This is a genomic window from Agromyces sp. NPDC055661 (assembly GCF_053618135.1).
The window spans coordinates 1,497,850-1,511,193 of the sequence record NZ_JBSHHC010000001.1; the positions used below are offsets into that span (position 1 = coordinate 1,497,850).

Sequence of the window (13,344 nt, forward strand, 5' to 3'; positions counted from 1 at the left end):
CGGCGTACGCTGGGAGTCGGCCGAACGTCTGCCGCGCGATCCGAGACACCGCATGGACACGGTGATGGAGCTGGAGATCGGTCCCGGTCCCGAGCCGGGAACGTACGTCTCACGTGTGCTCCGATCGATCGGCGGCGGCGAGCCGAGCGAGACGTTCCGGCTCGACGTCGACGAGTTGCTGCGCCGACGTCCCGACCTCGAGGCCAGCGTGCTGCTCTCATCGGTCTCGGCGCGTCGCATCATGTCGGACACCGAGGCCGACCTGCAGGCGGTCGGGCGCGAGCTGTTCGAGGCCGCGTTCGCGGGCGACGTGTACGCCGCCTACCGCACGAGCGAGGCCGTCGCGTCGGAGCGTGGATCGGGCGTGCAGGTCGCGCTCCGCCTCTCGGCGCCGGGGCTGTCCGCCCTCCCGTGGGAGGCGCTGTACGACCCGGCCACCGAGACCTACCTGTGCCGCAAGGAGCCGCTCGTGCGGCGAGTGCCCGCCCCGCACGCGCCGGCGCCGCTCGCGATCGACCTCCCGCTGCGCGTGCTCGCGATGGTGTCGTCGCCCCGCGGCCTGCCGCCGCTCGACGTCGAGCACGAACGGGAGCTCCTCGAGGAGGCGCTGCGGCCGCACCTCGACGCCGGCCGCGTGCGGATCGAGTGGCTCGAACCCGTCACGTGGTCGGGCGTGCACGACAAGCTCCTCGAGCAGGAGTGGCACGTGCTGCACTTCATCGGGCACGGGACGTACGACCTCGACACCGACGAGGGCGTGCTCGCGTTCGTCGGGCGCGACGGCCGGCCCGACTACGTCGCGGCATCCGCCCTCGCCGACCTGCTCGCCGAGGCCGAGCCGACGCCGCGGCTCGTGCTGCTGAACTCCTGCCGCTCCGCGGCGGGCGGACCCGACGACCTCTTCTCGGGCACGGCGGCCGCACTGGCGCACAGCGGCATCCACGCGGTGGCCGCGATGCAGTTCTCGATCAGCGACACCGCCGCGATCGAGTTCTCCCGCGGGTTCTACTCCGCGCTGGCGCACGGCCGAGGGATCGACGAGGCGGTGCGGAGCGGCCGCATCGGGATCCTCGGCCTGGGCCGCGGCACGCTCGAGTGGGTGACCCCCGTGCTGTACCTGCGCGGGGAGGACACCCGCCTGTTCGACGTGTCGTCTGTCGAGACGCCGGTCGCCGCGGCATCGGCGTCGAAGCTCAGGCGAACGCCGTGGCTGGTGGGTGCGGGCGTGGCCGTCGCGGCCGTGGCTGCCGTGCTCATCGCGTTCGCCGTCCTGCCTCGCACAGATGGCGGCGGTTCCGGCGCCAGCGACTCCGATGGAAGCGGGAACGGCTCCGCGTCTTCGACGGAGATCTCGGTCCCGCTCACGACCGCATGGACGCGAACTGGCGTGTCCTGCGACGCCGGCGACTCCATCCACATCTCCGCCCGCGGCGAGGGCGGCTACGACGCGAGCGGCGATCCTGTCGGGCCGGATGGGATCGCGACGGACCAGTTCGTGGAGGAACGGGTCTATTCGGACATCTTCCCGTTCGCGCTGATCGGCCGGCTGAACAACCGGTCCGATGCATTCCCGGTCTACGCCGAGTACACCTACGAGTGCCCGCAGGCGGGCGAGCTGCTGCTCGGGCCCAACGACAACCTGCTCGAGGACAACAGCGGCGCGTTCACCGTGACCGTCGAACTCGAGTCGGCGGGATGAGGCGAGGTGACGTGATGTCCGGGTCATCCCGCAGCGCGCATTCAGGGGCTCCACGCTGTTCCGGCGGCCCCGGAGAGACGAGGATTCGCCCATGGACACCGTGATGGAGTTGGAGATCGGGCCCGGGCCCGAACCGGGCTCCTACGTGGTGCGCGTGCTGCGGTCGGTCGGTGGCGGCGAGCCCACCGAGACGGTCCGCCTCGACCTCGACGATCTCGTCGACCGACGCCCGCATCTCGAGGCGAGCGTGCTGTCGTCGTCGGTGACGGCGCGGCGGGTGATGTCCGACACTGAGGCGGCCATCCAGGACGTGGGCCGGCGCCTCTTCGACTCGGCGTTCGCGGGCAGCGTCGCCAGTGCGTACCGCACGAGCATGGCCGTCGCGTCCGAGCGCGGGCGGAGCGTGCAGATCGCCTTGCGGCTCACGGCACCCGGGCTCGCGGCCCTGCCGTGGGAGACGCTCTACGACTCCGAGACGCAGACCTACCTGTGCCGCAAGGAGCCGCTCGTGCGCAACGTGCCGGCGCCGTACTCGCCCGCGGCCCTCGCGGTCTCGCCGCCGCTGCGCGTGCTCGCGATGATCTCGTCGCCGCGCGGGCTCCCCGCCCTCGACATCGACGACGAGCGAGAGCGGCTCGAGAGCGCGCTGAAGCCCCACCTCGATGCGGGCCGCGTCGAACTGCACTGGCTCGAGGATGCCTCGTGGGACGGCATCCACGCGAAGCTGCTCGAGCGCGAGTGGCACGTGCTCCACTTCATCGGCCACGGCGCCTACGACACCGACACCGACGAGGGCGTGCTCGCGTTCGTCGGACGCGACGGCCGCGCCGACTACGTCGCGGCATCCGCCCTCGCCGACCTCCTCGACGAGGCCGATCCGACTCCGCGCCTCGTGGTGCTGAACTCCTGCCAGTCGGGCGCGGCCGGCACCTCCGACCTGTTCTCGGGCACGGCCGCGGCGCTCGCGCACAGCGGCATCCGCGCGGTCGCCGCGATGCAGTTCTCGATCAGCGACGTCGCGGCCATCGCGTTCGCCCGCGGCTTCTACACCGCGCTCGCCTACGGACGCGGCATCGACGAGGCCGTGCGGAGCGGCCGCATCGGCATCCTCGGCATCGGACGCGGCACGCTCGAGTGGGTCACGCCCGTGCTCTACCTCCGCGGCGAGGACGCGCACCTCTTCGACGTCGCGCCCCTGCCTGCGGCGCCGCCGCCGCCGTCGCACCACGAGCCCGACGCCACGGCGGGGCCCGTTCCCGTCATCACCGACGCGATCCTCCACCACCAGCCTCAGACGCAGCCGTCGGCCCACCTCGCGGTCGCGGCGAGCACGTCGCCGACCGACACGGCGGATGCCGCGCGCGAGACACCGGCGCCGGCCGCGTCGCCGCACGCGCCCGTGCCGCCCGCGGGCTCCGCATCGACGCCGTCCGACCAGGTCTCGCCGTCGAGTCCGCGCTCGCCGGGCGCGGGAACGCCCCCCGTCGGCCCGCCGTCATCGGGCCCGGGACCCGGGGCGTCCGCCCCGCGGCATCCGGAGCCCCAACCGGCGAAGCGGCGCTCGCGCGCCGCGCCGTGGATCGTGGTCGGGGTCGTCGCCGCCGCGGCGATCGGCGGCGCCATCTGGGCGATGCAGGTGTGGGGTCCGGGCGCCGCGGGCGGCGATGCCGGTGACGACGGCAGCAGCGGTCAGGCGAGCACCGCCGAGCTCGCCGTGGGTCCCGACGCGCAATGGCGGGACGTCGGCCTCTACTGCGAGCAGGGCGACGAGTTCGTCATCACGATGAGCGGCACGATCTACTACGACGGCACGGCGGAGTCGAAGGTCGGCCCCGACGGCCTCACGAACGGCGAGCTGCCCGGGTACCGGGTCTACGCCGACGCGAACACCGCCTCGGTGATCGGCAAGCTGGACACCTTGCCCGAGCCGTTCGCCGTCGGCTCCGGCACGACCTACGTGTGCACCTCGCAGGGCGGACTGCAGCTCGGCATCAACGACATCGACCTCTCGGACAACGCCGGCGAGTTCCACGCGTCGGTCGTGGCGAACTACCAATGAGATCGGTGGTGTCCCATGGAACGGATCGCGATCTTCCAGACGGCCGACGGCAGCGAGGTGGCCATCCAGGTCGCCGACCACGGCCCGATCGGCCCGGGCGACGGCCCGTTGGGGCCCGACAGCGGCACGCTCGGTCGTGTCCGTGACGCGGCCGACCTGCCGAGCGCATCCGAGGGACTGACGCTCCGCGGCATCCCCGACGGCGCCCTGGCGACCCGCGGTCTCGGCGCCGGCCGCCTCGTGGAGCGCACGCAGCAGAGCCTCGACGAGGTGCTCGCGCACGCGAAGCCCGCCGTCAGCGCCCTGCTGCGCCAGGTGCGCGAGCAGGAGGAGCCGCCCGACGAGCTGGAGGTCGAGTTCGGCATCCAGGTGAGCCTCGAGGTGGGCGCGTACATCGCGGCCGCCGGGTCGCAGGCGAACTTCCGCGTGACCATGCGGTGGACGAAGCACGGGGGGTGAGCTCGCCATGGACGCAGTGCTGGAGCTCGAGATCACGGCGGGCACCGAGCCCGGCACGTACGTCGTCGACGTCCTCCGCTCGGTCGGGGGCGGCGAGCCCACGGCGACGTTCGAGCTCGACCTCGACGAGATCCTCGACCGCCGCGCGGCGCTCGAGGACAGCGTGCTGTCGTCGTCGGTGTCCGCGCGCCGGATCATGTCCGCGACGGAAGCGGCCATCCAGGATGTCGGCCGCGAGCTGTTCGACGCGGTGTTCCGCGGCGACGTCGCCACCGCCTACCGCACGAGCCTCGCGGTCGCCTCGGATCGTGGCGGGGGCATCCAGGTCGTGCTGCGCCTGACCGCTCCGGGCATCGCGGCGCTGCCGTGGGAGGCGCTGTTCGACGGCGAGACCGGCACGTACCTCTGCCGCAAGGAGCCGCTCGTGCGGCACGTGCCCGCGCCGTACACACCGCCCGTGCTCGCGGTGAAGCCGCCGCTGCGCATCCTGGGCATGATCTCCTCGCCGCGCGGTCTTCCGCCGCTCGACGTCGACGCCGAGAAGGAGCTGCTCGAGGAGGCGCTGCGGCCCCACCTCGACGCCGGCCGCGTCCAGATCGACTGGATCGACCAGGTCACGTGGACGGCCGTGCACGACCGGCTGCTCGAGCGCGAATGGCACGTCCTGCACTTCATCGGGCACGGCACCTACGACGCCGAGACCGACGAGGGCGTGCTGGCGTTCGTCGGGCGCGACGGCCGCGCGGACTACGTCTCGGCGTCGAGCCTCGCCGACCTGCTCGACGAGGCCGAGCCCTCCCCGCGCCTCGTGCTGCTGAACTCCTGCCGATCGGCGGCCGGCAGCACCGACGACCTCTTCTCGGGCACGGCGGCGGCGCTCGTGCACAGCGGCATCCACGCGGTCGCCGCGATGCAGTTCTCCATCAGCGACACCGCCGCGATCGAGTTCGCGCGCGGCTTCTACGCCGCACTGGCGCACGGTCGCGGGATCGACGAGGCCGTCCGCAGCGGACGCATCGGCATCCTCGGCATCACCCGCGGCACGCTCGAGTGGGTCACGCCCGTGCTCTACCTCCGCGGAGAGGACACGAAGCTCTTCGACGTCGCGCCGATGGCGGAGACGGCGGTCCCCGCTCCGGCGACGAGGCCCGCCCAGCGCCCGCTCGCCGTGCCGGCCGCGGCGACTGCGGCGGCCACGGCGGCTGCGACGACGCTCCCGCCCGCGGCATCCGTCGCAAGCCCGGCACCGCCCGCGGCGCACGTCGCGGCGGCTCCGGTCGTCTCCGGGATCGCGACGATCCCGACCACCGTGCGCGGGTCGCCACCCAGCGCCACGATCCCGACGGTCTCGCCCGCCGCGGCCACGGGACCTCCGCTCCCGTCGCCACCACCGCTCAGGACGTCGACCACGACCGCGGGCGTCCCGACGCCCCCGGTTCCGCCCCCGCCGTCGCGCCCGACGCCGACGCCACCGCCACCGCGCCCCGCTCGGTCGCGCCGTGCGCCCTGGATCGTGGTCGGCATCGTCGCCCTGATCGCGATCGGAGGCGGCATCGCCGCCGTCCGGCTCCTCCAGCCCGGAGGCGAGTCCGGTGTCGAGACGACGGACAGCCCCGCCGCGCAGACCGGACCCGCACCCGAGCCGTCGCGGGCGGCCCAGCAGACCGCTCCGCTCCAGACGATCGTCGTCCCAGGGACCGAGTTGGAGTGGGTCCCGACCGGGGTGACCTGCGCCCCCGGGGAGGTCCTGGAGCTGACGGCGACCGGGACCATCCTGCAGGGCGACTCCGAGGACTCCCGCGTGGGTCCCGGAGGCTGGCAGGGCGAGAGCCCCGGCTACGCGGGCCAGTTCGGCTTCCCGCCCGGCGCGCTCATCGGCCGCCTCGCCGGCATGGTCTCCGAGGACGGGTTCGCGTTCACCCAGGACGGGTCGTCGGTCGACCACGGCACCGCGACGTTCCCGTGCCCGATCGACGGAGAACTGGAGCTCGGCATCAGCGACCCCGTCGTCGACGACAACTCGGGCGAGTTCTCGGTGAGCATCTGGAAGTCGCCCTCCGAGTGACGCGCCGCGTGGGCGACACTCGGCCGGGCTAGCATCGGGAACAACGCCCAACGACGGAAGGTCGACATGCCCGCCTCGGCAGAACCCCGCGTGGCCCTCTACTTCGACTTCGACAACATCGTCATCTCGCGCTACGACCAGCTGCACGGCGACGGCGCGTATCGCAAGGACACCTCGCGCAGCAAGGCGCCCGCCTCGGGCACGCAGGCCGCGGGGCGCCTCGTCGAGGCCACGGTCGACGTCGACGCGGTGCTCGACTACGCATCGACGTTCGGCACGATCGCGCTGGCCCGCGCGTACGCCGACTGGTCGACGCCGGTCAATGCGAGCTACCGCGGCCAGCTCATCGACCGTGCAGTCGACCTCGTGCAGCTGTTCCCGCTCGTGAAGTCGATGAAGAACGGCGCCGACATCCGCCTCGCCGTCGACGCCGTGGAGGACCTGTTCCGCCTCGACGGACTCACCCACATCGTCATCGTCGCGGGCGACTCCGACTACGTGCCGCTCGCGCAGAAGGCCAAGCGCCTCGGCGCCTACGTCGTCGGCATCGGCGTGGCGGGCGGCACCAGCCGGGCCCTCAGCGCCGCCTGCGACGAGTTCGCCGACTACGACGCGCTGCTGTCGACGGATGCCGCGGTCGACGAGGACGAGAACCCGCCCGCGTCGCCCGAGCCCGGGCCCGCGCCCGAGCCGGCATCGAAGCCGTCGCGCGGCCGGTCGAAGAAGGCGACGGATGCCGCGCCCGACGCCGCCCAGCCGTCGAAGCCGGACGACGCGGCATCCGCACCGGCCGAGCCGACGCCGCCGGCCGCACCGCCGACGCGCAACCCCGGCCGCCTCCTGCTGAAGGCGCTCGAGCTGCTGCGCGCGCGGAACGACCAGGAGTGGCAGCCGTCGGGCGCCGTGAAGAACCAGATGCAGCGCATGGACCCGTCGTTCCAGGAGCGCAAGCTCGGGTTCGGCTCGTTCAGCGACTTCGTGAAGTCGCGCGCCGGCGTCGTGGAACTCGACGAGGCGGGGAACCGCATCCGGATCCGCCCGAAGAAGGGCTGACCCGGCGCGCGGCACGCGCCGGGCGTGCTCAGCGGCGCGAGCGGCGCCCGTCGGCGCCCGGCCCGTAGATCACGATGCCCGCGATCGGCACGAGCAGGAACCAGAGCCACGACCAGGCGAAGCTGCCCATGAAGCCGGTGATGAAGAACAGCGCGACGGCGAGCAGCGGGACCAGCGCCATGATCGTGGCCCCGACGCGCCCGCCGAGCGCGCGGCTGCCGCCATCGACGGGTTCCGCGGCCCGGTAGGCCGCGCCGAAGCCCGAGGCCGGCTCCGGCGGCGGGGGCACCGGTCCCGGCGTCGCCGCGAGCGGCACCGCCTGGTCGGCCCGGGGGGACTCCGGCAGGTCGGCGAAGAGCGGCACGAGGTCGGCTCGGGTCACCGCGCGGCGCGCCGCCGCGGACCGCTCCCCGTACTCCTCGGTCGTGAGGCGGCCCTCCGCGTGCGCCTGCGCGAGCCCGCCGACGGCCTCCTCACGCTCGGCGTCGCTGAGGCGCTGGTCGGGTCGTTCGGGGGACGTGTATCCGCTCATGCGTCCAGCGTGCCCGAATGCGGCCGAGCGGCGGAAGGGTTTCGGAGGATTCCTTCCGCCGGGCTGTGGTCTGACCACATGTGCTAGTGTGGTCAGACCACATCGGAGCGGGCGAGAGGAGCGAGCAGCATGGCCGCTGCGGCATCCCAGGCGCCCGAGGCATCCGACGCCCCCACTGCCGTCGTGCCCGACACGCCCCGCGCCTGGCAGACCGTGCTCGAGCACGTCGAGCGGCAGCTGCTCGAGGGCTCCCTCTCGGTCGGCGACCACCTCCCCGGCGAGCGCGCCCTCTCCGCCGAGCTCGGCGTCGGCCGATCGAGCGTGCGCGAGGCGCTGCGCGTGCTCGAGGTGCTCGGCCTCATCCGCACGCAGACCGGGTCGGGCCCCACCGCGGGCGCCATCATCATCGCGACGCCCGGGGGCGGCATGAGCGCGCTCATGCGCCTGCAGGTCGCCGCACGCGGCTTCCCCGTCGCCGACATCGTGCGCACCCGACTCCTGCTCGAGACCTCGGTGGCGGGCGACCTCGCCGAGGCCCCGCGCGCCGACCTCGCCCCCGCCCGACGCCTGCTCGACGCCATGGACGTCCCCGGCCTGTCGCCGTCGGAGTTCCTCGCGCTCGACGCGGCCTTCCACCTGGCGCTCGCCGAGGCATCCGGCAACCAGGTGATCACCGCCACCATGGCCGGCCTGCGCAGCGGCATCGAGGGCTACGCGCTCGCGGGCCTCGCCAACATCGACGACTGGGGCGCGACGTCGGGCCGCCTGCGGCACGAGCACCGGAGCATCGTCGAGGCCATCGACGCAGCGGATGCCGCGGCCGCCCGCTCGCGCGTCCACGAGCACATCTCGGGCTACTACGCCGAGACCCTTCCCGACCCGACCTGACCCACCAGCAACGAGAGAGAGCGACACCATGGTGCAGCGCCAGTTCCCGAACCCCAAGGAGCTCGCCGAGCTCATGCGGTTCAAGAAGCCGACGACGAACCCCACCGACCGCCGGCTCGAGAAGGCCCTGACGATCTGGGACCTGCGCGACATCGCGAAGCGCCGCACGCCCAAGGCCCCGTTCGACTACACCGAGGGCGCCGCCGAGGGCGAGCTGTCGCTCGCACGCGCCCGCCAGGCCTTCCAGGACGTGGAGTTCCACCCGTCGATCCTGCGCAACGTGCCCGTGGTCGACACGACCCGCCAAGTGCTCGGCGGCTCGAGCGCGCTGCCGTTCGGCATCGCCCCCACGGGCTTCACGCGCATGATGCAGACCGAGGGCGAGATCGCGGGCGCCGGCGCCGCGGGCGCGGCGGGCATCCCGTTCACGCTCTCCACGCTGGGCACGACCTCGATCGAGGACGTGAAGGCCGCCAACCCGAACGGCCGCAACTGGTTCCAGCTCTACGTGATGCGCAAGCGCGAGATCTCGTACGAACTCGCGAAGCGCGCGGCATCCGCGGGCTTCGACACGCTCTTCTTCACGGTCGACACCCCGGTCGCGGGCGCCCGCCTGCGCGACAAGCGCAACGGCTTCTCGATCCCGCCGCAGCTCACGCCGGGCACCATCATCAACGCGCTCCCGCGGCCCGCCTGGTGGATCAACTTCCTCACCACGCCGAAGCTCGAGTTCGCGTCGCTGTCGTCGACGGGCGGCACCGTCGGCGAGCTGCTCGACTCGGCGATGGACCCCACCATCTCGTTCGAGGACCTCGACATCATCCGCGAGATCTGGCCGGGCAAGATCGTCGTCAAGGGCGTGCAGACCGTCGAGGACGCGAAGCTCCTCGCCGATCGCGGCGTCGACGGCATCGTGCTCTCCAACCACGGCGGCCGCCAGCTCGACCGTGCGCCGATCCCGTTCCACCTGCTCCCGCACGTGGTGCGCGAGGTCGGGAACGACCTCGAGGTGCACGTCGACACCGGCATCATGAACGGCGCCGACATCGTGGCATCCGTCGCCCTCGGCGCGCGCTTCACGCTGATCGGCCGCGCCTACCTCTACGGGCTCATGGCCGGCGGACGACGCGGCGTCGACAAGACCATCTCGATCCTGCGCACCGAGGTCGAGCGCACGATGAAGCTGCTCGAGGTGGCCACGCTCGACGAGCTCGGCCCGCAGCACGTCACGCAGCTCGCCCGGCTCCAGCCCATCGCGAAGCCGGTGGCGGATGCCGCGGAGGCCGCGGTCGCGTCGAAGCCCACGACCGTGCGCTCGCCGCGCGCCTCCTCGACCGCCCGGACGGCGTCGAAGAACGGCGCGACGAAGGCCGCCGCATCCAAGCCCGCCGCGTCGAAGCCCGCCAACCGGACCGTCACGAAGTAGACGGCACCCGGTCCCGAACCCGCTCCCCGTCCTGCGCATCCGTCGCGGGGCGGGGAGCGTTCCACGTCGCCCGATAGCGCAGGAACCACAGCAGCATGAGCGCGGAGGCCACGAGGTAGAACCCGTGCAGCAGCCAGATCGGTCCGAACGGGAGCGAGAACACGTAGACCGAGTAGACGAGGTTGCCGAGGTTCGTGGTCGCGAGGTTGCCGAGGCTGTACGACGAGAGGTCCCTGGTGCGCGCCGCCTTCCGCAGCATGGGCAGGTAGCTCATGACGAAGAGGCCGGTCGACACGACGCCGGCGAACACGGCGAGGTCCATGACACCGAAGCTAGGCTTCCCGATCGGCCTCGGCATCGGGAGAATCCCCCATTCGGACGCGCCGAACGGAGCCGGTCGGTGCGCCGTCAGGAGCGACGCACCGGTGGTGGGGCCCGGGATGGAGCCGTCGACGCGACAGTTCCGCCGGATCAGCGCGCGATCCGGCGGGCTCGGCGGCGGCCGCCGGCCAGCTCGACCCGCTTCGCGCGCCGCTGCAGGTCCTTCATGTCCTGCTTCGCCTGCTCCTTCTCGGTCGGCGTCGTCACGGCCTGCACGACGGTGTGCATGGCGATGGACCTGGCCATCTTCTGCACCTGCTCGGCCTGCTTGCGACGGCGCTTCAGCGTCTTCGCGCGGGCCTTCGCGCGCGCCTCCGCGTCGGTGTCCTTCGGCGTGGCCCTGGCCTTGCCGACGTCGCCGCTCGGGCCCATCCGCAGCGAGGCGCGCTCCAGCTGCGCCGAGGCGCGAGCGGCCTGTCGAGCGGCACGACGGGGTGCCGCGTCTCGGCCGGCCTCTGCGGCACGACGCGTCGTCGCGGCGTCCGCCACGACGGCTTCGAACTTCGCCCGCGGGGCCCCCTTCGGCAGCTGCTTCGCGAGCTTGCCGGCCTCCTTCTCCGCCTTCCGGGCGGCGCGGATCGCCGACTTCGCCTGCTTCCGGTCGTCGCGCTCGGTCGTCGTGGCCATGTCGATCAATCCTCGTCGATGAGCTCGAGCAGCTTCTTCGCGTCGTCGCGGATGTCGTCGTGGTCGAACTGTCCGGCGCGACTCTCGGCCGAGATCACGGCGCAGCGGTGCACCTTGGCGAAGTCACCGTAGGGGAAGCTGTAGTGCCCCTTGGTGTCGCGATCCATGTCGTCGTCGACCCCGAGGTGCCACTTGCTGTACTCGCCCCACCCGTGCTTCTCGATGAAGTCGTTCTCGTCCTGGGCGCTCGGCGCGTCCTCGCTCCAGGCGTCGCGCTCGTCGCGCACGACCTTGCCGTCGCGCACGAGCGAGCGGGCGTGCCGGATCCCGGTCTGGTTGAGCTTCACGGCCATCCGTCGGCTCCCTTCCTCGGATCGCATTCGCGACGCGATCACTCCCGGTCTACGGGGAGCCGGTGCCGGCGTCAACGGGTTGCGGGTACGAGCGGATGCAGGAAGAACCGGCCGACACGCGTCATCCGTCGACCGCGACACGCGGCGGATGCCACGATCTTCCTGCATTCGAGGACGGCTCAGCCGCGGACGACCGCCGGCACGCCCGGGTCGGGGAGGTCGGCGTCGACGGGAAGGACGGTCGCCTCGGACGGCGCGCCCACGAAGCGCGCCGCGTCGGAGACGGCGGCGGCGAGCAGCGCCACGAGTCGATCGTCGGGGTCCGCGACGCACGCGCGTGCGATCCCGTCGACGGCGCCCGTCACGATGCCCCGGCACTGCCGCGTGGTCATGCCCGGACGACGCCCCCGGCCGATCTCGTCGATGAACCGGGCGGCCCACTCGTCGGCGGACGGGGCGACGTGGAGCGCGGACTCCGCGAGCTCACGCGAGTCGGCGACGACCGCGTCGTCACCATCCGCGAGGACCTCGAGGGCGACGCGCAGCCCGACCGCCTGCGAGCGCTGGCGCTCCTCGGCGGCGATCGGCAGTGCGGCGCTCGCGGCCCGCACCGCGAGGAGCACGTCCAGCAGCGGGTCGTCGCTGGTCAGCCCGATGACCGTCGGGATGAGCGGCGTGAGCCTCGCCCGCGCCGGGTCGCTCGTCCGGTCGTTCACCAAGCGGGCGAGGTGCGCGAGCGTGCCGTTCGTGCAGGCGGGATGGTCGCTCCAGCGTTCGCCCGCGAGGTACGACGCGAACTCCATGAAACAGGCCCCGCGCCGTGGTGAGTGGTGCCGGCCCGGGGACAGGATCGGCATGACATCCGTGTGAACCATCGAGTCGCGCATGGGACCTCCCTCGGCTCCTTCCACTGTGCGCCCGTCGCAGGCGGGATTCAAGGGGGGCGGGGCCGGATGTCGCGCGGCGCGGCTGACTAGACCTCGATCGCGCCGCCGCGCTCGGTGAGGTGCCGGCGCAGGGTGAGCTCGGGGTCGGCCGCCTGCCGCGCGCGGTAGCCCGCGAAGTCGAGCTGGGCGCGCAGGCTCTCGCCCCGGCGCATCCGATCGGCCTGGGCGGTCTCGGTCCGCTGGATCGAGAGCGCCGTCTCGACGATGGCGTCGACGTGCACGGATGCCACGACGAGCACGCCGTCGTCGTCGGCGAACACGTGGTCGTCCTCCCCCACCGCGACGCCGTCGAGCACCGCGGACGCCATGCGACGCCCGGCCGGTGGCACCCGCCGCGGACCGTACGGGCACGCGCCGAGGCTGAACACCGGGAGTCCGATCTCGCGCAGCTGCGCGGTGTCGCGGTGCGGGCCCCAGATCACCATCCCGGCGAGCCCCGCCCGCTCGGCCTCGAGCACCATGAGGTCGCCGACGCACGCCTCGTCGAGCCGTCCCCCGTTGTCGACGACCATGACCGCCCCGGGCGGCGCGTCGTCGATCGTCTCGAGCAGCACGTCGACGCTGCCGAGGTGCGTCACCGGACGCGCGGGCCCGGCGATCGGCGGGGTCGGCAGCAGGGGCCGGAGCGACACGGGCGCGAGCCGGGCCTCGACCCCGAGGCGGAGCGCGGCGTCGGCAACGGCGGCGGTGGGCGGCACGATCTCGATGGGCATGCCGCGATGCTACGGAGCGAGCGCGTGGCGGCAAGGCCCGCGCCTGCCGCCCTCCGTCCGCTTCCCGCCATCGCCTGGCGAGCGGCGACGCAGACGAATCGCAGGAACCATCGGCCGACCCGCCGAGCGCGAGTCGCCCGCG

At 73.1% G+C, this 13,344-nt stretch carries 13 protein-coding genes; 7 read left to right on the top strand and 6 right to left on the bottom strand.

Annotated features, from left to right (window positions below; all coding sequences use genetic code 11):
* Nucleotides 1-52 precede the first annotated feature (52 nt).
* The 5 genes from ACWGO8_RS06795 (at nucleotide 53) to ACWGO8_RS06815 (ending at nucleotide 7,335) form a co-directional block, all read left to right on the top strand.
* Nucleotides 53-1,699, top strand: coding sequence for a CHAT domain-containing protein (locus tag ACWGO8_RS06795; protein ID WP_452042330.1), 1,647 nt, complete (start codon nucleotides 53-55; stop codon nucleotides 1,697-1,699).
* A gap of 91 nt (nucleotides 1,700-1,790) precedes the next feature.
* Entirely contained in the window at nucleotides 1,791-3,758 is a 1,968-nt protein-coding gene (locus ACWGO8_RS06800; RefSeq protein ID WP_452042331.1) for a CHAT domain-containing protein, read from the top strand.
* Between the two features lie 15 nt (nucleotides 3,759-3,773).
* The gene (locus tag ACWGO8_RS06805; protein WP_452042332.1) at nucleotides 3,774-4,217 is read left to right on the top strand and encodes a CU044_2847 family protein; all 444 of its coding nucleotides are present in this window, start codon (nucleotides 3,774-3,776) and stop codon (nucleotides 4,215-4,217) included.
* 7 nt (nucleotides 4,218-4,224) lie between these two features.
* Nucleotides 4,225-6,282 (top strand): CHAT domain-containing protein, encoded by a 2,058-nt coding sequence (locus ACWGO8_RS06810; RefSeq protein ID WP_452042333.1) that lies wholly within the window; start codon nucleotides 4,225-4,227, stop codon nucleotides 6,280-6,282.
* 66 nt (nucleotides 6,283-6,348) lie between these two features.
* Nucleotides 6,349-7,335, top strand: coding sequence for an NYN domain-containing protein (locus ACWGO8_RS06815; protein ID WP_452042334.1), 987 nt, complete (start codon nucleotides 6,349-6,351; stop codon nucleotides 7,333-7,335).
* Nucleotides 7,336-7,363: 28 nt separating this feature from the next.
* On the opposite strand, the gene ACWGO8_RS06820 is transcribed toward ACWGO8_RS06815, so the two are convergent.
* A complete protein-coding gene (locus ACWGO8_RS06820) occupies nucleotides 7,364-7,867 on the bottom strand; it encodes a DUF1707 SHOCT-like domain-containing protein (protein WP_452042335.1) in 504 nt (167 codons plus the stop codon).
* A gap of 129 nt (nucleotides 7,868-7,996) precedes the next feature.
* Between ACWGO8_RS06820 and ACWGO8_RS06825 the strand changes: the two genes are divergently transcribed.
* Both ACWGO8_RS06825 and ACWGO8_RS06830 read left to right on the top strand, forming a co-directional pair.
* Complete coding sequence (locus ACWGO8_RS06825; protein WP_452042336.1) at nucleotides 7,997-8,755, top strand: FadR/GntR family transcriptional regulator; 759 nt, start codon at nucleotides 7,997-7,999, stop codon at nucleotides 8,753-8,755.
* A 28-nt stretch (nucleotides 8,756-8,783) separates the two neighbouring features.
* On the top strand, nucleotides 8,784-10,181 hold the full coding sequence (locus ACWGO8_RS06830) for an alpha-hydroxy acid oxidase (RefSeq protein ID WP_452042337.1): 1,398 nt from the start codon (nucleotides 8,784-8,786) through the stop codon (nucleotides 10,179-10,181).
* Here ACWGO8_RS06830 and ACWGO8_RS06835 read toward each other — a convergent pair.
* From ACWGO8_RS06835 to ACWGO8_RS06855, 5 genes are all read right to left on the bottom strand, one after another.
* Entirely contained in the window at nucleotides 10,171-10,503 is a 333-nt protein-coding gene (locus ACWGO8_RS06835; protein WP_452042338.1) for a hypothetical protein, read from the bottom strand. The two genes, ACWGO8_RS06830 and ACWGO8_RS06835, sit on opposite strands and share 11 nt — an antisense overlap.
* A 149-nt stretch (nucleotides 10,504-10,652) precedes the next feature.
* Nucleotides 10,653-11,189: a hypothetical protein gene (locus tag ACWGO8_RS06840; RefSeq protein WP_452042339.1), complete on the bottom strand. Its 537-nt coding sequence runs from the start codon at nucleotides 11,187-11,189 to the stop codon at nucleotides 10,653-10,655.
* 5 nt (nucleotides 11,190-11,194) lie between these two features.
* A complete protein-coding gene (locus tag ACWGO8_RS06845) occupies nucleotides 11,195-11,542 on the bottom strand; it encodes a hypothetical protein (RefSeq protein ID WP_452042340.1) in 348 nt (115 codons plus the stop codon).
* 179 nt (nucleotides 11,543-11,721) lie between these two features.
* The gene (locus ACWGO8_RS06850) at nucleotides 11,722-12,345 is read right to left on the bottom strand and encodes a hypothetical protein (protein ID WP_452042341.1); all 624 of its coding nucleotides are present in this window, start codon (nucleotides 12,343-12,345) and stop codon (nucleotides 11,722-11,724) included.
* 170 nt (nucleotides 12,346-12,515) lie between these two features.
* Nucleotides 12,516-13,202 carry an RraA family protein gene (locus ACWGO8_RS06855; RefSeq protein ID WP_452042342.1) on the bottom strand — a complete coding sequence of 229 codons (687 nt, stop codon included), beginning with the start codon at nucleotides 13,200-13,202 and terminating at the stop codon, nucleotides 12,516-12,518.
* Between the last annotated feature and the right edge of the window lie 142 nt (nucleotides 13,203-13,344).